Here is a 20,469-nt window from a genome sequence, read left to right as displayed (position 1 = left end):
ATGCCTAAGCAAACTTTTTATAATTTAAGCGATGAAAAAAGAGAAAATATTATTGGAGTTTTAAAAACCACTTTTGAAGAAAAGACGGTCTTTGATGCAAGTGTAAAGGAAATTGTTGAAAAATTAAAGATTGCAAGGGGAAGCTTCTATCAGTACTTTGAGGATTTGGAAGATGCATATTTTATGATTTTAGATTTAGAAACTGTGGATGTGCACCAACTTTTTATAAGGCTTTATAAAGAAAATGATTATAATATTGTAAAGTCTTTGGAAAGCTACAGGGATGAAATCTCAAACTTATTATTCTCTAAAGAAGCCTATACCTTGTATAAAAACAGATATCTCTACTGGACTGTGGAGCTTGAAGATCGTTGGAAAAAATATAACCAGAAAAAATTTGGTGATTTAAAAAATAAGAAGGTTGATGAGAATCTAGATATGGAAAAATTGTACTATATCAAGGCATTTATCCATAATTTGATTCAGAGAAATTTTATGGAAAAATGGACAAAGGAAGAGTTTATAACGCATTTTTCTAAATATCTAAAATGGTTAAAGGAGGGAATTGAAACATGGCAGTAATTGAATCGATATTCGACATACTATATCTTTCTATAGTAATAGGGCTTGGAGTTAGACTATTAATATTTAAAGGTAAGGAGTCAAACTTAGTAGGTTGGATGGCGTTACTCCTGGGATTTGGGGATGCATTCCATCTTGTTCCAAGGGTGATGGCACATCTTACTCCAGATGGTTTTATAGCCTATGAAAGGGCATTGTCCTGGGGGCAGTTTATAACTGGTATAACTATGACTATCTTTTATCTCTTGTTCTATTTTTATTACAGAAAACAAAGTGGCGACTTAGATAATAATAAAAAATGGACCATCATTATTCTATCCGCTATTAGGCTAGTTTTGTTGATGCTTCCACAAAATAATTGGGGAATAGTCAACGGAAATTATAGAATGGGAATAATTAGAAACATACCATTTTTAATAATGGGATTGCTATTAATTTTTTGGACTTACAAGAAAAGAAAAGTTTCCGGTTTAAATAATATGAGCATTTGGATATTCTTAAGCTTTGCATTCTATATACCAGTAGTGTTATGGGCTTCAAAATATCCTATGTTAGGTGCGCTAATGATGCCTAAAACCATAGCATATGTACTCTTAATTTTAGAAGGTTACAAATATTATATAAATGAGTTTAAGCCAGAGAATCTCTATGATATTTCATTTACTTTCTTGATAATGGGATTGGTTGCTGGAGTTTTTTATAGAGAATTTACAAAATATTTTAACTTTAATGGTGCAACCCATCTAGGAAAGCTTCATGTTCATACGCTGGTTCTAGGGTTTATCTTAATCTTTGTTTTATATTTAGCAACAAGGGGAAAAAATCGTGAGAAATTTATAAAATTAAAGAAACCTTTCATGACCTATATGGTAGGTTTGATATTTACAATAGTTACAATGACGGTTTATGGTATATATGATGTGGTTGGAAAAGAAGAGGGAATTATCAGTATCCCTATGATTTCTGGCTTTTCTGGTCTAGGGCATATAATTTTATCCATTGGACTTGTATGGATGCTTATTAAGTTAAAGAAAAATTATGAAATTTCTTATGAAAATAGCAAAAGTTAATAGAAAACAAAAAACGGGGCTCGTCTTTATAGAGGGGCCCTTTGTTTTTGATAAATTTCAACTGGGTATATAAAAATTGTAGCAAAATTTCATAGTAGGGAGGCAGATCATGGTTTGGACAAAGAAAGATTATCCTGATTCTTTTAAGAATTTGGAGGAAAAAGTTAGAGTGAAGGCCATTGATATTGGTAATGCTATGTTGAAAGATGGCTATGATGAAGGAAGAGTAATACCGATTGCAATTTCAAAAGCAAAGGATTGGGCTGAGAATGCTAGTCCTAAAGAAAAAAAGGACACCATGAAAAAAGATGTGACAAAGCATAAAAAAACCAATTCCAATGCAGGTAAATTGCAGGACGCTGATGTGATTGTACGATATAGAGAAGAGGATAAAAAGTGGGAAGTAAAAACCCAAGGTGCAAAGAGGGCAGACTCCTTGCATGATAAAAAAGTTGATGCTGAAAAAAGAGCAAAGGAAATTGCTGAATATAGAGATGGAAAGGTAATTTCTCACAAAAAAGGAGAATGATAATGGAAAAGGATTTTAATGAACGTGATTATACAAAGTCGGTGGAGAAAACTAGTGAAAATATAACTGGGGAACAACTTCCAACAAGACCAGGCAAGGAAGAAGATATGAAGACCAAGCCTGTATATGATGATGATTTCCCAGGAGCAGGCAGGTTAAAGGACAAGGTTGCAATTGTAACTGGTGGAGACAGCGGAATAGGTAGAGCTGTATCTATAGGATATGCGAAAGAGGGAGCTAATCTTGTAATTGTATACCTGGAGGAAAGTGAAGATGCTGAAACCACTAAAAAGAAGATTGAAGAAATCGGACAAGAAGTTATTCTAATCCAAGGGGATGTGGGAGATAAGGCGTTTTGTGAAGAAGTTGTAAAGACAACTTTGGACAAATTTGGTCAAATCGATATTTTAGTTAATAATGCTGGAGAACAACATCCTCAGGAAAGCATATTGGATATTAGCGAAGAGCAGCTTAAGAGAACTTTTGAAACTAACTTCTTTGGTATGTTTTTTATGGTTCAAGCGGCTCTACCGCATTTAAAGGAAGATTCTTCAATTATAAATACAGCTTCCGTAACAGCTTATGAGGGAAATAAGTCCCTAATTGACTATGCTTCGACAAAGGGTGCAATAACAGCCTTTACAAGGTCCTTAGCCCAAAGCCTTGGAGAAAAGAAGATAAGGGTCAACCAGGTTGCGCCAGGTCCAATTTGGACACCTTTAATCCCATCCACCTTCGAGTCGGACCATGTAGAAAATTTTGGAGAAAATACTTTACTTTCAAGGGCTGGACAGCCAATAGAATTGCTAGAGGCCTATATTCTATTTGCATGGACAAGGGGCAATAGTTTTATAACGGGACAAACCCTTCATATAAACGGTGGACAGTTTATATGTAGTTAATAAAGAGGCTTGGGATATATGAATACAAAGCTTTATAAATTTAAGGCAAAACTGCATTTGATTCCAGAAAAGGGTGGAGCCTACGTAATATTTCCCTATGATATCAAAAGTGAATTTGGTAAGGGAAGGGTTAAAGTGCATGCTACCTTCAATGGGGTTCCATATGATGGAAGCGTTGTTAATATGGGGATTAAAGATGAAAAGGGAGAAGTTTGTTATATCCTTGGAGTTTTAAAATCCATTAGGCAGGCTTTAAATGTTGGAGAGGGTGACATCCTTGAAGTTACGGTACAGGAAAGAGAGTAAAATTTTAGTGTATATCCAATAATGTTGACATTGGGTATAAGAATATATAGGAGGGATTTTATGAAATTATATTATGCACCAGGCACTTGTGCCCTATCAGTGTGGATTTCATTGGAATGGGCAGGAGCTGACTATGAAGTTGAGAAAGTGGTTTTAGGATCTGACGAATATAGAAAGATCAATCCTTTGGGAGCTGTTCCTGCACTTGATACGGGAGATGACAAGATTAAAACTCAAGCAAATGCAATCTTGCAATATGTGGCGGAAAAGTTCCCAGAAGCAAACCTTGGACCGGATGATAGTATAGAAGATCGTTTCTTATTTAATGAATTAGCTGCCTTTATTACAGGGGACTATCACCCAGCGTTTTGGCCAATGTTTGGTCCTGACGGATACACTACTAGTACTGATGAAGATGATTTACAAAAGGCAAAGGACGCCGCTTATAAGAAGATAGATCAAGCTGCGACTCATTTAGACAAATTACTAGAAGGTAAGGACCATGTTTATAAGGACAAGAAAACAGTACTTGAACCCTATGCTTTCATCCTAAGCCGTTGGTTGGATAACACTCCAAAATCTTGGAAGGAATATCCTAATCTAAAGGCGTTTATGGAAAAGATGGCAAAGGACGAAGCGGTTCAAAAGGTTTTAGAAGAGTCAGAAAAATAATTATAGTTTTTTGATTAATAAATGAGTAACCCGTCCGTCTTAGACTGGTGGATATGAATTTATATAATCTTAAAACTAGATTTTGAATATAGAAATCAGGAGCTGAATTATGGAGATAAAATTTGATGAAAAGGGCCATAGATCCGTTGCCTTAGTCGATGGAAAACAGATTGGCGAATGTACTTTTTCTAGAGCAACTGGCCTATGGATAATTGATCACACTGAGGTTGATGATGAATATTCCGGCCAGGGAATTGGTAAAAAGCTTGTAGACAAAGTGGTGGAAGAGGCTAGAAAGCAAGGAATTAAGTTGATGGCAACTTGTCCCTTTGCACTTAAACTCTTTCAAACTTCTAAAGAATATGAGGATGTTTATAAGAAATAGTTTTATATCACTGATAAGGAGTTGAGGATATGAATTCAGAAAAGATAAGAGATCAAAAAAACGATCATCTATTGACACCGAAAAATTCAGCATTCATAGCCATAGACTACCAACCTATACAAGTTCAATCAATTAAGTCTATGGACAATGATGAATTGGTAAAGAATATAGTTAAAACTTCACGACTTGCTAAACTGTATAAATTGCCGGTGGTGTTGAGTACGGTTAATGTTTCAAATGGCAAGAACGAACCTATGATTAATGAAATAATGGATATTTTTCCAGATGAAAAACCGGTTGACAGAACTACAATAAACTCTTGGGAAGATGAAGAGTTTAAAAAGGCTGTTGAAGATACTGGAAGAAAAAAGCTTATAATGACGGCTCTTTGGACAGAAGCTTGTCTAAGTTTCCCAGCCCTTGATGCAATTGAAGAAGGGTATGAGGTATACGCTGTTGTAGATGCGGTTGGCGGAACTAGTAAGACTGCCCATGAAACCGCTTTAAGAAGGATGGAGCAAGCAGGAGTAAAGTTAATTTCCTGGGTACAACTAGCTTGTGAACTTCAAAGGGATTGGAATAGGGAAGAGACTGCAGAAGAATTTGCGGACATCCTATTTAAGTAAATATCAAAACAGTAATAAACAATATTATTAAACCGAGCATCTAATAAAATGATGCTCGGTTATTCATTTTTACTTACTTGACGATGTAGATTCTAATCAAAGCTATTATGGCAAGATGTAGAGGATAGAAGATATAAAAGGACCATTTTAAAAACTTGTTATTTGTATTTCCCTTCCTGCCGTTATAATGCTTAAAAAGAAATATCGGAACAAAGTAACCTAGTAGGTAGCACCCAGTTTTAATATAAGTCGTGTCTAAAACGCCATCTTTCATATAAGTCCAAAGTGGAGTAATGAAAATATCGAAGATTCTATATTGTAAGAGGATTACTATCAAATATCCAAAGATTTCCCCATCTCTATTTCCATAGTAATAGTCCATTACTAAGATCATAAGTAGTCCACTTGTGCCGTAGTCAGCAGGTATGGAAACAATGAATATCAAGAAAATCATGAAAAATTTTAAAACTGGATTTTCAACATTTCTTCGCACATATATTGCAATAATTCCAAAAAGAATTGTAAAGATTACATTTAACCGCCATGGGTCAAAGTCGTCATTAAAAGCATACATATAAGGCAGGTAGCTTATTAATGCAAATAGGGCAAGTCTTATAATATACTTCTTTAAATTTCTTGTGTGATGATAGCCTTCCACTGCGGAAAAGAACATTACAGGTCCAGTAATTCTGCCAATAAGTCGCATAATATAGTACACAGTTCCATAATCGGTTACAAAGGCTGTTGCAATGTGGTCAATTAACATGGCGACAATGGCAATATATTTTAGGGCGTCTATTGTCAATCCTCTTTTATTATGGCTATAATTTTCTATTACTTCACTGTTCATAAGATTACTCCTCAAGGTTTAAATATTTACTACATTATACCCTATAAATCCACTTCAGAGATTTAAAAAATCATGCAATTTGGAAATTGATTTAAAAAGTGATAAAATTATTTCATATATAATTGGAGGAGGAAGAAATTGATTAAAAAGAAAATTGTTAGTATTTTTCTAGCCTTTGCGATGGTATTTGGTATATTAAATCCTGTCCAAGCAAAGGAAGAAGTAGGAAATAACAAAGGTCTTGTAGGACCGAAGATAACGAGAGTTGCCGGAAAGGATAGATACTTAACTGCAACAAAATTATCTTCATATTATTTTAAAAAGAGTGATTATGTAGTTGTTGCCTCTGGAGAGGGGTTCCCAGATGCATTAGTTGGAGGAACTTTGGCAGCACAGTTAAATGCACCAATCCTTCTTACGGGATCAAAAAACTTAAGTTTGGCTGTTAAAGCTGAAATAAAGAGGCTTAGTCCAAAAAAAATCTATCTTCTTGGTGGAGAAGGTACGGTTTCTACTGGTGTATACAATGAATTAAAGACCATAGCAGAAACTAAAAGAATTAAAGGAAAGGGCAGATTTGAAACTGCTAAAGAAATTGCTAAGGAAAGAGCGGCTTTATATGGGAATGGCGAAAAAATAGAAGTAACTGCAGCCATAAATGGTTATTCCTTTGCCGATGCTTTACCAGCAGCGCCCTTTGTCTCCCAATTAAAGGACAAAAAGGGAAGAAATGTATATTTGATTCCATATAAAAATGGTGACAGACCAGAGTATATCTTTGGAGGATATTCTTCAGTACCAAAGATAGAGGGTTTTAAACCGTATAAGAGGTTTAGCGGAAAAGACAGATATAAAACTGCTCTTAACATTGGAACTTACTATGATAGATTTTACGGTAACACCAGTAAGACTTTAGTTCTCGTATCGGGAAGTGACTTTCCAGATGCTCTTTCAAGTGCTCCAGTAGCTAAACTGTTCAACTCTCCAGTGATGCTTACTTCATCTAATAGATTGGATAAGGATGTATTTAACTATATAAAGAATAGATTTGAAACTGGAAAACTTGATCATATTATCATTATAGGCGGTAAGAGTTCAGTTTCTCTTGAAATTGAAAATCAGCTTTCAAAAATGAATTTACCAGTGGAAGACCCAGAATTTATCCCTGTAGTGGTAAACAGGGTAATAGATGGAGATACCTTTGAAGCTAGAGTAGAAGGAAAACTTGAGAGAATTAGACTATTATTGGTTGACACGCCAGAGTCTGTTCATCCAGATGAAAAAAGAAATGTAGAATATGGGAAAATAGCTTCTAAATATACCAAGTCATTAATTGAAGGAAAGAAAGTAAATTTAGAGTTGGATATCCAAGAAAGGGATAAATATGGTAGAATTCTTGCCTATGTTTATCTAGAAAATGGAGATATGCTAAATGAGTTACTCCTACAAAAGGGTCATGCTAAAGTTATGGCTATCCCACCTAATATAAAATATGTAACAGAATTTAGAAAATTAGAAAAACAGGCGAAGGATCAAAATATAGGAGTCTGGAAGGATTATGACGCCGTGTTTAAATAAGTAGAAAAAATTAATATAGTCGGGTGCTCATACTATTGGGTGCCCGATTTTTATAACTGGGTATATATAAAAAGGGTTATAATAATAAACCCCATTCATTAGAGATTGGAAGGGTGAATATGAATAGTAATTTAATAAAAGAATTTTTAAATAGAACAGGGCATGGAGTAGTTCAGTACCTAAAGGCGATTGTTCTTTCCTCCTTGATAAACTTTATAGTTCTAATATTTGGACTAAAATATGCAAACATTCCATACTATGGCCTTATAGCCTTTGCAATTGCCATAGTTGACTTACTACCAGTATTAGGCTCGGGGCTGGTCTTAATACCTTGGGCTATCATAGTCCTGGTACAGGGAAATGGGAAGCTTTCAGCAATATTAATAGTGCTTTATATTATCACATTTATCCTAAGTCAAATCCTAGAACCTTTAATCCTTGGAAAGAGCATAGGACTAAAACCCATTTACACTTTGGGAATTACGGTTATTTCAATGGTAGTTTTAACGCCGGGAGTTGGTGCAGTAGTAGGAGCGCTTATTTCTATTGTAGTTGCAGTGATAATAGACATGAGAAGAGGAGAAGTCTTTGGTGGGAAAGGAAAAGGGAGTAAAAGTTAGTAAGTGAATTTATTTGAGCCGTTGAGAGAATAATCATATCTCAACGGTTTTTTTGTTTTCTTTACAATTTAACGGTTTAAGTAAAATATATAACCTATAAACCTGATTTCTGGTTAAAATTTGTAATTTTTATCGAAATAGGTTTTATTTACAAGTTACCATACTATAAAACATAAGAAAGATGAAAAATCAATAATAGAAAACTTAAAATCGAAGTATAAAATAATAATTTATGGTATGATATATTTAGATAGAATGATTGCTTATAAATTCAAGTTTTTTGCGGACAAATAATAGTAGAAACAAAGCTTAGAAATATAATTGTTCAAACTCTGGGATGTTTTTGATATTTAAAATCAAAATAAAATAATGGATTAAAACAAAAAGAGCTCTTTAATAAGCTCTTTATGTAATTCGCCAATGCGAACCCAAATTTGGGCAATGAGAATAAATTTTTATTTGAACTCATGATGTAATTTCATATGGGAGTAAGCCATTGAAATCAATAATATTATAATGGCTATTTAATAAATTGTCAAGAGAGGTATAAAAATGGGTAAGGAAACAAGAAAAAACAAGGATTATTATCTAGGTCTGGACATAGGAACAAATTCTGTTGGTTGGGCAGTTACTGACGAGTCCTACAATATTTTAAGAGCCAAAGGAAAAGATGCTTGGGGAATACGATTGTTTAGTGAAGCAAAAACTGCTGAGGAAAGAAGACTTAAAAGAAGTAGTAGGAGGAGATATCAAAGAACAAGACTTAGATTAGATATGCTTAGGGAAATTTTTCAAGAAGAAATAAACAAAATAGATAAGGATTTCTTTTTAAGATTAGATGAGAGTAAGTTTTGGTTTAATGATAAGAAAATTAATTGTAAGTACAATCTTTTTGATGATGTAGAATTTTCAGATAGAGATTATCATCTTAAATATCCTACTATATATCATCTTAGAAAAGATTTAATGGATTCAAAAGAAAAAAAGGATATTAGGTTTTACTTTTTAGCAATCAATCATATTATGAAAAAAAGAGGACATTTTCTAAATGAGGGTCAAAAAATTTCGGAAATAGAGAATGTAGAACCATATTTTAAGGAACTCAAAGAAATCTTAAATAAGGATTATATTAATGTAAGTCCACGTAAAAGATTCTTTATTAGATTGTTAGATATCCTTAGTGATAAAAATACTTTTAAAAACGACAAGAAAAATCAATTTAAGAGTTTATTAAAAGATGAGAAAATAAATAATAAAATAGTAGAATCAATAGGTAACATTTTGATTTCAGGGAATTTAAAATTGTCAAAATTATACGACTTAGAATTGGATAAAGAAAATGATGAAAAGGTAGATTTCAACAATGAGGAGTTTGAAGAAAAAATCATCATTTATGAACAAATCGTAGGAGATAAAATTGATTTAATTTTGAATCTTAAAGGGATTTATGATTATGTTTTATTGAAAAATATTTTAAATGGTCACAAAACAATATCAGATGCTAAAGTGAGTAGATTTGTTAAGCACAAAGAAGATTTAGAAAAGTTAAAAATATTAATTAGAAAGTATGATAATTCTGATAAAAAGTTATACAATGAAATGTTCAGGAAGTCAAATGTTAAAAATAATTATAAAAATTATATTACTAAAGTTGTTACCAAAGGAAAAATAAAACCTAAGTGCTCTCGTGAAGACTTTTACAAATTTGTTCTAAAAATGCTTGATGAGATATGTGATAAAAGCGATGAACTATTTCAAGAAATAAAAAACGACATTGAAAAAGAAGAATTTATGCTAAAGCAAGTGTCAAATTTGAATAGTGTAATTCCATATCAAATACATGAAATTGAATTAAATAAAATACTTAATTCTCTTATTAGAGATTATCCTGGTTTTGAGAAAGAAACAAAAGGTTTGTCAAAAAAAGAGAAAATTCAAAAATTATTTAAATTTAGAATCCCATATTATGTTGGTCCGTTAAATCCGTATCATAATATTAAAAATGGTGGAAATTCTTGGATAGTATTAAAAAAGAATACAACTGAACAAATTACGCCTTGGAATTTCGAAGACATTGTAGACTTAGATGAGTCTGAAAAAGAATTTATTCGTTCGATGACTAATAAATGTACTTATCTAATAGATAAAGATGTTTTAGCCAAACATTCACTACTTTATTCAAAATACTTAGTGTTAAATGAACTAAACAATTTGAAAATAAATGGAACAAAGTTAGATAGAGATTTAAAACTAGAGATAATAGAAGAATTATATGCTAAAAATAAAAAAGTGTCTTTGAACAAACTGAAAACTTTTTTAGTTAGCAGAAATTATGCTGATTCTGATGTCTTAATTTCTGGTATAGATAATGAGTTGAAAGAAAACATGAGTTCATACGTAGATTTTAAGAGAATTCTTGGAGATGAATTCGATGAGTTAAAAGTTGAGAACCTTATCGAATATATTACCATCCATTCAGGCAACAAGAAAATAATACGAAAGAAGATAAATAAATTGTTTCCTTATATAGAGAATGAAAAGAAGAAAATGATAGAAAGTCTTAAATATGAAGGATGGGGTCGTTTTTCAAATGATTTTTTAAAACTGCTAAAAGGTGTTGATAACGAAACAGGAGAAATCAACTCAATTATTGGTTTTCTATTGAATAAAAATGATAACCTAATGCAATTATTAAGTAGGAGATATACTTTCTTAAATGAGATAAAAGAGTATAATGGTAAATTCTTTAAAGGTGATTTTTCATATGGAATTTTAGAAAAATTAAGACTATCACCATCTGTTAAAAAAATGGTCTGGCAAACTTTAATTATTGTCGAGGAGATTAAAAAGGTTTTTGGATCGGAACCTAAGAAAATTTTTATAGAAATGTCAAGAGGTAAAGAAGATAAACCAGAAAGGAAAGAATCAAGAAAATCAAATTTGGTCAAATTATACTCGTCATTAAACAAAGATATATTACAGGAGATTAAAAATAGAGACGAAATAGAGTTTAGAAAAGAAAGGTTGTTTCTTTATTATACTCAGAACTGCAAATGTATGTATTCAGGTGAAACTATAGATCTTAATAAAATAATGGATAGCAATCTCTATGATGTAGATCATATCATTCCACGTTCAATAAAAAAGGATGATTCAGTTCTTAACAATAAAGTATTAGTTAAACGAATATTAAACAAAAGAAAAGGAAATAAATATCCGATAGCACACGATATTAGAAATAATCCTTCAATTAAGAAGATGTGGGAATTTTTATTAGCAAAAGGATTAATTACAGAAGAAAAATTTAATAGACTAATCCGTAATAGTCCTTTAACTGATGAAGAGTTAGCAGGATTTATTAACAGACAATTAGTAGAGACAAGACAAACTACTAAGATAACAGGAGAGCTGTTAAAAGACTTGAATCCACAATCTAAACTGGTTTATGTAAAGGCAGGACTGATATCTGAATTTAGACATAATTTTAATTGTTTAAAAGTTAGAGATTTAGATAATTTACATCATGCACATGATGCATTTCTTAATGTAGTAGTTGGGAATGTTTATAATACAAAATTTACTAACAACCCTTTAAATTATGTAAAAAATAATAGAGGCTCTTATTCATTAAATAGAATTTTTGATAATACGGTTATAGATATAAACGGAAATGTTGTATGGGATAACAAAAGAGATATACAAAAAGTACTTTTTACATTAGAAAAGAATTCCGTATTAAAAACCGTTGAAAACTATATTTCGAAGGGGCAACTTTTTAATGAACAACCAATATCAAAGGAAGAGATAAAAGAAAGTACTTTAAATTTGCCATTAAAAGAAGATTCAAGATTAGCTAATCTAAAAAGATATGGTGGATATACTAAAATTGGTATAGCATACTTTGCTTTGGTCAGTTCTAAAATCAGGAAAAAAGATAACTTATCTTTAGAAGGAATACCAAAATATTTGGTTCCACAAATTTATCAAAAGGGTGAAAAAGTAGTACTTGACTTTCTCACAACTTATCTAGGTTTAGAAGAAGTTGAGATTTTAATACCTAAGATTTTAATAAAAAGTCAGATAATTGTAGATGGATTTAAATATACAATAAACGGAAAAACTGGAAATAAAATTTCAATACAGCCGGCGGTTGAACCTTTTTGGAGTTTAAAAGAAAAAGAACTATATAAGTATCTTTTAGGTTTAAAATTTAAATCTGAATCATATAACAAAGATATTACTATACCAGAAGATAGAGAAAAAATTGTTAGGGCACTGGAAATAGTCAAAAACAAATTAAATAAAAAACCATTTAATAATAGAAAGACCATTCCATCAGCGATTTTAGAGTATGATTTTATTAATAGTTCCTTAGAAAATTTAGACATGCTATTAGTATTAGAGGAATCTCTAAAGCTTACGAAATCAGTAATTTGTGAAGCTAATTTAAACTTAATTGGTGGGAGTACGAATTCTGGGAAGACTAGTATTAGTAAAAATATAGGGAAATATAATGAGTTCAAACTTATTGATACGTCACCTGCAGGTTTTTTTGAACAAGAAAGGGATTTGTTGAAAATATGGGATGGAGACAAATAATTATTACAGGAAGAGCTAAATTGGATTTAAAAATGAATTATCTGGTAGTTAGAAAAGATACTACAACAAAAATTCATATTAGTGAAATAGATATTTTGGTGATAGAGAGTTTGCAAGTCTCTATCACCACAGCACTTATTCAGGAACTATCAAAAAATAAAGTGAAAGTGATTTTTTGTGATGAAACTTATAGCCCCTTCTGTGAAGTAACAAGTTATTACGGAAAATATAATTCGCCTCTTATGCTAAAAAATCAGATTAACTGGAAGAAAGAAAACAAATTAAAAGTGTGGACAGAAATTATTAGGCAAAAAATTAAAAATCAGAAAGAATTATTATGTGAATATGGAAAGGAAGAATATATGCTTTTAGAAGGTTATTTACTAGATTTAAAAAAAGGTGATTCTACTAACAGAGAAGGTCATGCTGCAAAAGTTTATTTTAATGCTTTATTCGGAAAAGACTTTACTAGAAATTTAGACAATGGAATAAATTCTGCATTAAATTATGGATATTCTTTAATATTATCGAGTTTTAATAGAGAAATCTGTCTTAATGGTTATTTAACAGAGCTTGGAATCTTTCATGATAATCAATTTAATTTTTATAATTTGTCTAGTGATTTGATGGAACCATTCAGACCAATAATTGACAAAATAGTAATAAATATAAATATAGGGACATTTGGGAGAGAGGAGAAATTAAAGTTAATGGATGTATTTATGAGCCCGATTAAAATTGGTAATAGAACATATGAATTACGAAATGCTATTAGTATATATTGTAAAGGAGTTTTTCAAGCAATTGAATCAGGAAATTTAGAGTATATGGTGAAGTGTGAGCTGTGAGTTATAGATTTATGAGGATAATAGTTATGTTTGATTTACCTGTAAAAACTTTGGAACATAAGAAAGAGTATAGGAAATTTAGACGTTTTCTTATTAAAGATGGGTTTATTATGCTGCAAGAGTCAATATATTCTAAGTTGGCACTTAACCAGACTGTAGAAAAAAACTTAATCTCAAGAATTAAGAAAAATAGACCTTTATATGGTTTGGTACAAATTTTGTCTATTACTGAAAAACAATTTTCAAGTATTGAATGTATAGTTGGATCTTCGAAATCCGATATTGTTGATAGTGATGAAAGAGTGATAGTTTTATGAACATTTCTAATTATCTATTAAATGAACAGCTAGTAGTTCATAGAGGAGAAATGGTAACATTAATAATTGAAAATTTAAATGAATATAGAAAAATAATCAACTCTTGTTATTTAGAAGATTTTTTAATAGAGTTTTATGAAAAAGAGGAAATCATCCCAATCAAAAAGATTGAATTCATATCAGATATATACAACATGGATTTTGGAGATAGGAAAATCATAAACTTAATAAACAATAGAATCTCGAAAATAATGGATGATGAATTTAATGATTATAAAACAGTTAATATTAAAAATGAGATCCTTAACTATTTCAGTGAAATAATTTTGCAATTAGATGTAGATATAGAATTATCTTCTGAAATTAAAAATAGAGAATTTTTAAAATCAATTAATTGGAAAATTTGCGATTGTTTTGATACTGAATTAGAAAAACTAATAAATTATATTGATATTATGATAGAATTAAAAGATTTAGATATTATTGTCACTAAGAATGCAGAGCTGTTTTTAAGTAGCGAAGAAATTAAAAAATTAATTAACCATCTGAAAATAAAAAAAATCATTTTTCTAAATATTGAAAGAAGGCATACTAATTTTAATGTAATTAATGGAAGAAATGTTGTTTTATTTGATGAAGACTTATGTAGGGTGTTATAATAAAGTGAATTACATATCTTGATAACTTCAAAATTTGACAATATTTTAAATTTGAGGTTTGAGAATGATGTAATTTTATATGGGAGTAAGACAAACTTGTCTTATCTTCCCACTATCAGACTGTTTGAGAATGATGTAATTTTATATGGGAGTAAGACGCCTTGCCACGTCACTATTTGCAGCACCTTGTTTGAGAATGATGTAATTTTATATGGGAGTAAGACTCCATCAACTTCAATAACTCACTTACCTTAGTTTGAGAATGATGTAATTTTATATGGGAGTAAGACATACGATAGAAAAGGAAATAATCAACGGATGTTTGAGAATGATGTAATTTTATATGGGAGTAAGACAAAAGATAAAAAAAAGACCTCAGATTAAGCGTTTGAGAATGATGTAATTTTATATGGGAGTAAGACTGGGGTTGTAGATTATAGGAAGGATAAAAGGTTTGAGAATGATGTAATTTTATATGGGAGTAAGACGAAGTGGGTGAAATGTAATTTTTTAAGTTGGTTTGAGAATGATGTAATTTTATATGGGAGTAAGACAACATCCACCAAACAAGATACAAATAATAAGTTTGAGAATGATGTAATTTTATATGGGAGTAAGACTTGATGGCTGAGGTAGACGACTGGATAGATGTTTGAGAATGATGTAATTTTATATGGGAGTAAGACATGGAGTTGTTTGGTGCGATAATCAGGGCTGTTTGAGAATGATGTAATTTTATATGGGAGTAAGACATAGGAACGTACTGCCTATTCATGAAAAAGGTTTGAGAATGATGTAATTTTATTAAAGGAGCGATAAATTGGAAAATGAATTTAAAACACCAAAGTACCAAAGGGAAGCAAGTCAAAGATGGAGGGAGAAAAACAAGGCACGAAATAAATATGTAAATTCAAGGAGTTCGGCACGATCATTTGCACGATATCACGCTAAAAATATGGACGACATAAAAGAACTTGAAGAAATTTTCAAAAAAGAAAACCCAAACTTTAACAAGAAAACTGAAAACAATGATTAAACGTTGAAAATAATACGAATAAAAAATTAAAAACAAAAGCACAAAAAGACTTGACAACATCTTGAAATATGACATAATCTAGTTACAATCAAGGAATTGACGTGAAAGAAAAGAAAAAGGAGACAAAAAATGGAAGGTATGACAAATGAACAATTTAAAAAGGTTTTAAAGATGATAGTAGAAATTATAGAATCATCTCAAAGTAAGGAAGAAGCGGTAGAAAAAATTGAAAAGATTATGAAGGAAAATGATAATTAACAAGAAAGAGGGTTAAAACTCTCCTAGAACAGTTGGTAGTAGTACTTGCCAACACCTATCGAGAGTATATGAAAAGTACGGTGCAAAGGCAAAGAGCTATAGGAAAATAAAAAGAAATAAAATGTGAAAAAGTGTTTGAAGTTATTGAATAATTCCCGCAGACGCGGGGGTTTTAAAACAAGATATTATACCAACTCCAAAAACACCAAAATTAAAACCTTAGCTATACTCACGATTTCACTAAACATCAAATTCATAGTAATCTAACTAGTCATTTCAATCCTAGCATATGGTATCATAGGGTTGGAATGATTTTTTTAAATCAAGGTTTATTTTATTAACGCTATTTTAATATCAAGGAGAGAAAATGAAGACATTAATTATAGATAATTATGATTCTTATACTTTTAACCTTTACCAACTGGTTGCGGAAGTTTCGGGAGAAAAACCAATTGTAATCAAAAATGACGAGATGAATTTTGATGAAATTTTAAATCTTAAATTTGACAATGTGTTAATTTCCCCAGGACCAGGTAGGCCAGAGCGTAAAGAAGATTTTGGTGTTTGCGAAGATATAATAACAAAACTTGACAAGCCTATTCTAGGGGTTTGTTTAGGTCAACAAGGTATTTACTATTTATATGGTGGAGAGATTGAGCTTGCACCAGAACCGGTACATGGCCAGTTAAGTAAAGTGTTTCATAATGACAATGCTTTATTTAAAGGCTTGAAACAAGGGTTTAATGTCACAAGATATCATTCTTTAGTATGTAAAGAAATGGATTTGGAAGATATTAATATTGATGCAAAAACGGCTGATGGGATAATTATGGGTATTTCCCATAAGACAAAACCCATTTATGGAGTTCAGTTTCACCCTGAGTCAATTTGCACTGAATTTGGAAAAGAATTAATTGAAAATTTCTTTAGATTATCCAAAGAGTTCTACAATTCAAAAAATCCTTTGGATTTTAGAAAATATAAATTCAATAAAGAAACACTAGACTTATATCATAACCTTTTAAGCTATGATAAAAACACATTATGGTTAGATAGTTCCATGGTTAATGAGGATTTATCTAGGTTTTCCATCTTTGGTCTAACGGATGGTAAAAGATGTAAAACAATAAAATACCATGTTGGTAGTCAAGAAGTAACGGTTGAGTATAAAAATCAAAAGGAAGTATATAGAGGAGACATTTTTGATTACTTTGATAACAATTTATATGAATGGGACTTTGTTGATGAAATTCCCTGCAACTTTCAATTAGGATATATTGGATACTTAGGATACGAATTGAAGAAGGATATACTGGTTGATAATAAAAAGGAATATAATTATTCCGATGCCTACTTTAAATATATTGACAGGGCGATAATAGTAGACCATCTTGAAAATGAAGTTTATGTCCTAAGTTACAAAGACGATGAAGATTTTCAAGACAAGGCAAAAGAATTGATTTTTGAAGAAAATAACCTTCAAACAGACATTACTACAAAAAACGAATTACCGACAATCTCCCTTCTTCAAGATAGAAATACCTATATCAAAAATATTGAAAAATGCAAAGAATTAATCACACAGGGAGAATCCTACGAGATTTGTCTTACCAATAGAATTGATATCCATGATAGACTTGACCCTATTAAATATTATGAGATACTGCGAAGGATTAGCCCTGCACCTTACTCTGCCCTTTTAAACTTTGATGAAATTTCCATAGCCTGCTCTTCAATGGAAAGATTTATTAAGCTCAACCGACAGGGCATTATAGAATCAAAACCTATAAAAGGAACTATTAAAAGAGGGGAAAATAAAGAAGAAGATGAAAAATTAATAAGAGAATTAAAAGAAGAAATAAAAACAAAGTCGGAAAACCTGATGATAGTTGATCTATTAAGAAATGACTTAGGTAAAATTTCTAAAATTGGAACAGTAAATGTCCCTAAACTCATGGAAGTAGAGACCTATTCAACACTTCACCAATTGGTTACAACGGTTTGTGGAACGCTTGATGAAGAATATGATGTAGTAGACGTTTTAAAAGGAGTATTTCCAGGAGGTTCCATGACTGGAGCACCAAAGAAGAGAACCTTAGAATTAATAGATGAACTTGAGACCTGTCCAAGAGGAGTGTACTCTGGAGCCATAGGATATATTTCAAATAACAAAACCATGGATTTTAATATCGTAATTAGAACAGCGGTAATAGAAAAAGATAGGACAACCTTGGGAGTTGGCGGAGCGATTGTAAACCTTTCAGATTCAGAAGAAGAATTTGAAGAAATCTTACTTAAGGCAAAAGGAGCGTTGACTAGTGTAAAGGAATATTATGGACTGCCTGAGGACTATGAGATTGAAATAGAAGGAAGTGAGTAGGTTTAAGATAGAATAAAATTCCGCTCGAAAGAAAGGAATCCTTTCTACAGATTGAAAAAAGCAAAATTGTGGTATATAATTAAACAAAAGGAGGGATTTTATGCTATTAGAATTTGGATTGTCCAATTGGAAATCTTTTAAAGAAGAAAATTTTATATCGACTATTTCAAGTAGAGAAGAACAACACAATGAAAGAAGAGCAAATATACCAAAGTTTTCTATGAATGTTCTACCTGCAGCAGGTATTTTTGGTGGGAATGCTTCTGGAAAATCAAATCTAATTGATGCCTTATATTTCATAAGGAATCTAATAGTTGATTATCCTTCAATTCAGTCTTTAATACCTGTGAAAAAGTATGAATTAGATGAGAAGACAAGATATGAACCTACAGAATTTTATCTACAAATGTTGATAGATGACAATATCTATCATTTAACCATAGAACTAGATGAAAAGAGAATTTTAAGGGAAAAACTTGAATTTGAGAATAGTAGTAGAAAGCATCTTCTATATGATAGAGATAAAGAAAGTATAGTTTTAGGGAAAAAATATAAGGATAATAACACATTAACAACTATAGCAAGGGGTACAAGATCTAATAGGCTATTTTTATCAAATACAATCGACCAACAAGAACTTGAATTTGAAAAAGTTTTTAATTGGTTTAAAAATTTAATAATCCTTTCACCAGATGGTTTTCAACGCCTTGATAATTTATATATTGAGGAATATATTTGTGCGCTTAATGAGTTTTTACCTTTACTTGATACTGGGGTTAAAAGAGTTAATTTCAAACAAATTGATATTAACAACTTATCCATGCCTAAAGAAATTATAAATCAATTTTTGAATGAATTTGAAACCACCAATTCAACCAGTGCTGTTATTTCTGGAAGAGGGGGGATTATATATATGTTTGAAAAAAATGAAGATAATGGAATTAATGTTAATGAGTTGATAACAATACATGAAAGTGCCGATGGAGAAGTTGAATTTAAGATTCTCAAGGAGTCAATGGGAACTCGCCAAGCAATGGAATTAATTCCGCTTTTTTATAACCTTACAAGAACACCTTCCGTTGTAATAATAGATGAGATTGACAGAAGCCTACACACGGCTATGACAAGTGGTTTAATTAAATATTTCTTAAATAATTATGAAAGTAATTCAAGATCTCAATTAATATTTACTTCTCATGACACAAATCTTTTTACACAGGAAATTTTTAGAAGAGATGAGCTATGGGTTGTTGAAAGAAACAAATATAATGAATCTAATATAGTTTCAGTTGGTGACTTTAAGGATGTAAAAAAGAATCATAATTTAGAGTCTCTATACCTACAAGGTCGTTTAGGTGGAACTCCTAGGATTAATATTTAGGTGAGTTATGGCAAATAGAAGAAAGATTCAACAAAGAAGGTTAAAACCGACAATTCACATTTCTTGTGAAGGCGCAAATACCGAAGAGGATTATTTAAAGATCTTAAAAACAACATTCCCATTGGATAATTATAATATCAAAATCATAGGACAAAACCGGAATAAATCAGATCCAATAAATATATTAAAATATCATCAAGAAAAAGTAAAAAAATCTGGCCCTAACAAAAATTATTATCCACATGACATCGAAGTAATAATTTTAGATAGGGAAGAAAACAATAATAGAATAACTGAACAATTTAACAAGTTAAAAAAGTGGCAAAGAGAAGGAGAAAATCGGATTTTAATAGTCAATAGCACGTGCTTTGAGTATTGGTTATTATTACATTTTGTTGAGAAACCAAAATGCTCAACTACAAAAAGGATATTAGAAACTTTAAAAAATCATTTGCCAAAATATAATAAAAGCTTAAAAGGTATAAAATTTGGAAGAGAAGAAATACTAACTGCTAGTGAGAGAGCTAGGAATAAACCTAGTTTATACGATATAATTCAAAGTGGACTTTGTGGTTCAAATATGTATGATTTAGTAGACTTGCTTATACGTCTTGAGGAAAGGGAAAAGAAAAATTAGATTTTTGAATATTTAATTATATTAGGTTAATCAAATTTGACAAATATACTGAATATCCCAGGTGTAAAATTGTTGCACCTGGTATTAATTTAATCAATTTTCAATGGAAAAATCAGATATGATAATCGGTATTGTAAAGAATATGTAAAGCCAAGACTTGACTTTACAATAATAAAAATTTGAATTATAATTAAATTTGAATCTGAAAACTTATATTAAATTTGGAGGAAATAT

General features: G+C 30.9%; 20 protein-coding genes and 1 CRISPR repeat array. Of the genes, 19 read left to right on the top strand and 1 reads right to left on the bottom strand.

Annotated elements, in window-relative coordinates:
• The 8 genes from Q1K37_RS02630 (at position 1) to Q1K37_RS02595 (ending at position 5,072) form a co-directional block, all read left to right on the top strand.
• The gene (locus tag Q1K37_RS02630; protein WP_300409088.1) at positions 1-582 is read left to right on the top strand and encodes a TetR/AcrR family transcriptional regulator; all 582 of its coding nucleotides are present in this window, start codon (positions 1-3) and stop codon (positions 580-582) included.
• The gene (locus Q1K37_RS02625; RefSeq protein ID WP_300409086.1) at positions 573-1,652 is read left to right on the top strand and encodes a DUF2871 domain-containing protein; all 1,080 of its coding nucleotides are present in this window, start codon (positions 573-575) and stop codon (positions 1,650-1,652) included. Before Q1K37_RS02630 ends, Q1K37_RS02625 begins: the two co-directional genes overlap by 10 nt.
• 109 nt (positions 1,653-1,761) lie before the next feature.
• Positions 1,762-2,181, top strand: coding sequence for a DUF2188 domain-containing protein (locus Q1K37_RS02620; protein ID WP_300409084.1), 420 nt, complete (start codon positions 1,762-1,764; stop codon positions 2,179-2,181).
• A gap of 2 nt (positions 2,182-2,183) precedes the next feature.
• Positions 2,184-3,083 carry an SDR family oxidoreductase gene (locus Q1K37_RS02615; protein WP_300409083.1) on the top strand — a complete coding sequence of 300 codons (900 nt, stop codon included), beginning with the start codon at positions 2,184-2,186 and terminating at the stop codon, positions 3,081-3,083.
• 18 nt (positions 3,084-3,101) lie between these two features.
• Positions 3,102-3,389 carry a DUF1905 domain-containing protein gene (locus Q1K37_RS02610; RefSeq protein WP_300409081.1) on the top strand — a complete coding sequence of 96 codons (288 nt, stop codon included), beginning with the start codon at positions 3,102-3,104 and terminating at the stop codon, positions 3,387-3,389.
• A gap of 60 nt (positions 3,390-3,449) precedes the next feature.
• Complete coding sequence (locus Q1K37_RS02605) at positions 3,450-4,061, top strand: glutathione S-transferase family protein (RefSeq protein ID WP_300409079.1); 612 nt, start codon at positions 3,450-3,452, stop codon at positions 4,059-4,061.
• 109 nt (positions 4,062-4,170) lie between these two features.
• Entirely contained in the window at positions 4,171-4,446 is a 276-nt protein-coding gene (locus Q1K37_RS02600; protein WP_300409077.1) for a GNAT family N-acetyltransferase, read from the top strand.
• A gap of 29 nt (positions 4,447-4,475) precedes the next feature.
• Positions 4,476-5,072, top strand: coding sequence for a hydrolase (locus Q1K37_RS02595; protein ID WP_300409075.1), 597 nt, complete (start codon positions 4,476-4,478; stop codon positions 5,070-5,072).
• Between the two features lie 73 nt (positions 5,073-5,145).
• Here Q1K37_RS02595 and Q1K37_RS02590 read toward each other — a convergent pair whose 3' ends face one another.
• A complete protein-coding gene (locus Q1K37_RS02590) occupies positions 5,146-5,922 on the bottom strand; it encodes a TraX family protein (protein WP_300409073.1) in 777 nt (258 codons plus the stop codon).
• A 138-nt stretch (positions 5,923-6,060) separates the two neighbouring features.
• Here Q1K37_RS02590 and Q1K37_RS02585 point away from each other — a divergent pair, with 138 nt between their 5' ends.
• The 11 genes from Q1K37_RS02585 to Q1K37_RS02535 all read left to right on the top strand — a co-directional run bounded on the left by Q1K37_RS02585 (position 6,061) and on the right by Q1K37_RS02535 (position 20,235).
• Positions 6,061-7,500: a cell wall-binding repeat-containing protein gene (locus Q1K37_RS02585; RefSeq protein ID WP_300409071.1), complete on the top strand. Its 1,440-nt coding sequence runs from the start codon at positions 6,061-6,063 to the stop codon at positions 7,498-7,500.
• A 119-nt stretch (positions 7,501-7,619) separates the two neighbouring features.
• On the top strand, positions 7,620-8,120 hold the full coding sequence (locus Q1K37_RS02580; RefSeq protein WP_300409069.1) for an AI-2E family transporter: 501 nt from the start codon (positions 7,620-7,622) through the stop codon (positions 8,118-8,120).
• A gap of 552 nt (positions 8,121-8,672) precedes the next feature.
• Positions 8,673-12,719 carry a type II CRISPR RNA-guided endonuclease Cas9 gene (cas9, locus tag Q1K37_RS02575; protein WP_300409067.1) on the top strand — a complete coding sequence of 1,349 codons (4,047 nt, stop codon included), beginning with the start codon at positions 8,673-8,675 and terminating at the stop codon, positions 12,717-12,719.
• On the top strand, positions 12,701-13,567 hold the full coding sequence (gene cas1, locus Q1K37_RS02570; protein WP_300409065.1) for a type II CRISPR-associated endonuclease Cas1: 867 nt from the start codon (positions 12,701-12,703) through the stop codon (positions 13,565-13,567). Before cas9 ends, cas1 begins: the two co-directional genes overlap by 19 nt.
• Positions 13,564-13,884: a CRISPR-associated endonuclease Cas2 gene (gene cas2 / locus Q1K37_RS02565; RefSeq protein ID WP_300409063.1), complete on the top strand. Its 321-nt coding sequence runs from the start codon at positions 13,564-13,566 to the stop codon at positions 13,882-13,884. The genes cas1 and cas2 overlap by 4 nt, the downstream gene beginning before the upstream one ends.
• The gene (csn2, locus tag Q1K37_RS02560) at positions 13,881-14,543 is read left to right on the top strand and encodes a type II-A CRISPR-associated protein Csn2 (RefSeq protein WP_300409061.1); all 663 of its coding nucleotides are present in this window, start codon (positions 13,881-13,883) and stop codon (positions 14,541-14,543) included. Before cas2 ends, csn2 begins: the two co-directional genes overlap by 4 nt.
• 56 nt (positions 14,544-14,599) lie before the next feature.
• Positions 14,600-15,361: direct repeats of the CRISPR family, unit length 36 nt; unit sequence GTTTGAGAATGATGTAATTTTATATGGGAGTAAGAC.
• Between the two features lie 2 nt (positions 15,362-15,363).
• Positions 15,364-15,579, top strand: coding sequence for a hypothetical protein (locus Q1K37_RS02555; protein WP_300409059.1), 216 nt, complete (start codon positions 15,364-15,366; stop codon positions 15,577-15,579).
• A gap of 129 nt (positions 15,580-15,708) precedes the next feature.
• Positions 15,709-15,837 carry a hypothetical protein gene (locus Q1K37_RS02550; protein WP_300409058.1) on the top strand — a complete coding sequence of 43 codons (129 nt, stop codon included), beginning with the start codon at positions 15,709-15,711 and terminating at the stop codon, positions 15,835-15,837.
• 367 nt (positions 15,838-16,204) lie between these two features.
• Positions 16,205-18,217 carry an aminodeoxychorismate synthase component I gene (gene pabB, locus Q1K37_RS02545; protein WP_300409056.1) on the top strand — a complete coding sequence of 671 codons (2,013 nt, stop codon included), beginning with the start codon at positions 16,205-16,207 and terminating at the stop codon, positions 18,215-18,217.
• Positions 18,218-18,317: 100 nt separating this feature from the next.
• Entirely contained in the window at positions 18,318-19,598 is a 1,281-nt protein-coding gene (locus Q1K37_RS02540) for an ATP-binding protein (protein ID WP_300409054.1), read from the top strand.
• Between the two features lie 7 nt (positions 19,599-19,605).
• Complete coding sequence (locus Q1K37_RS02535; protein WP_300409052.1) at positions 19,606-20,235, top strand: RloB family protein; 630 nt, start codon at positions 19,606-19,608, stop codon at positions 20,233-20,235.
• The last annotated feature ends 234 nt before the right edge of the window (positions 20,236-20,469 follow it).

Origin of the sequence: Lagierella sp., assembly GCF_029983815.1 — a bacterium.
Lineage (GTDB): Bacteria > Bacillota > Clostridia > Tissierellales > Peptoniphilaceae > Mediannikoviicoccus.
Note: the sequence above shows the minus strand (reverse complement) of the source record. Positions and strands in the feature narration are given on the sequence as shown.

Coding starts and splice junctions, on each gene's coding strand:
- Q1K37_RS02605 (WP_300409079.1), top strand. CDS start 3,450: ATGAAATTATATTATGCACCAGGCACTTGTGCCCTATCAGTGTGGATT.
- Q1K37_RS02630 (WP_300409088.1), top strand. CDS start 1: ATGCCTAAGCAAACTTTTTATAATTTAAGCGATGAAAAAAGAGAAAAT.
- Q1K37_RS02625 (WP_300409086.1), top strand. CDS start 573: ATGGCAGTAATTGAATCGATATTCGACATACTATATCTTTCTATAGTA.
- pabB (WP_300409056.1), top strand. CDS start 16,205: ATGAAGACATTAATTATAGATAATTATGATTCTTATACTTTTAACCTT.
- Q1K37_RS02595 (WP_300409075.1), top strand. CDS start 4,476: ATGAATTCAGAAAAGATAAGAGATCAAAAAAACGATCATCTATTGACA.
- Q1K37_RS02550 (WP_300409058.1), top strand. CDS start 15,709: ATGGAAGGTATGACAAATGAACAATTTAAAAAGGTTTTAAAGATGATA.
- Q1K37_RS02590 (WP_300409073.1), bottom strand. CDS start 5,922: ATGAACAGTGAAGTAATAGAAAATTATAGCCATAATAAAAGAGGATTG.
- Q1K37_RS02610 (WP_300409081.1), top strand. CDS start 3,102: ATGAATACAAAGCTTTATAAATTTAAGGCAAAACTGCATTTGATTCCA.
- csn2 (WP_300409061.1), top strand. CDS start 13,881: ATGAACATTTCTAATTATCTATTAAATGAACAGCTAGTAGTTCATAGA.
- cas1 (WP_300409065.1), top strand. CDS start 12,701: ATGGGATGGAGACAAATAATTATTACAGGAAGAGCTAAATTGGATTTA.
- Q1K37_RS02540 (WP_300409054.1), top strand. CDS start 18,318: ATGCTATTAGAATTTGGATTGTCCAATTGGAAATCTTTTAAAGAAGAA.
- Q1K37_RS02580 (WP_300409069.1), top strand. CDS start 7,620: ATGAATAGTAATTTAATAAAAGAATTTTTAAATAGAACAGGGCATGGA.
- cas9 (WP_300409067.1), top strand. CDS start 8,673: ATGGGTAAGGAAACAAGAAAAAACAAGGATTATTATCTAGGTCTGGAC.
- Q1K37_RS02535 (WP_300409052.1), top strand. CDS start 19,606: ATGGCAAATAGAAGAAAGATTCAACAAAGAAGGTTAAAACCGACAATT.
- Q1K37_RS02620 (WP_300409084.1), top strand. CDS start 1,762: ATGGTTTGGACAAAGAAAGATTATCCTGATTCTTTTAAGAATTTGGAG.
- Q1K37_RS02615 (WP_300409083.1), top strand. CDS start 2,184: ATGGAAAAGGATTTTAATGAACGTGATTATACAAAGTCGGTGGAGAAA.
- Q1K37_RS02600 (WP_300409077.1), top strand. CDS start 4,171: ATGGAGATAAAATTTGATGAAAAGGGCCATAGATCCGTTGCCTTAGTC.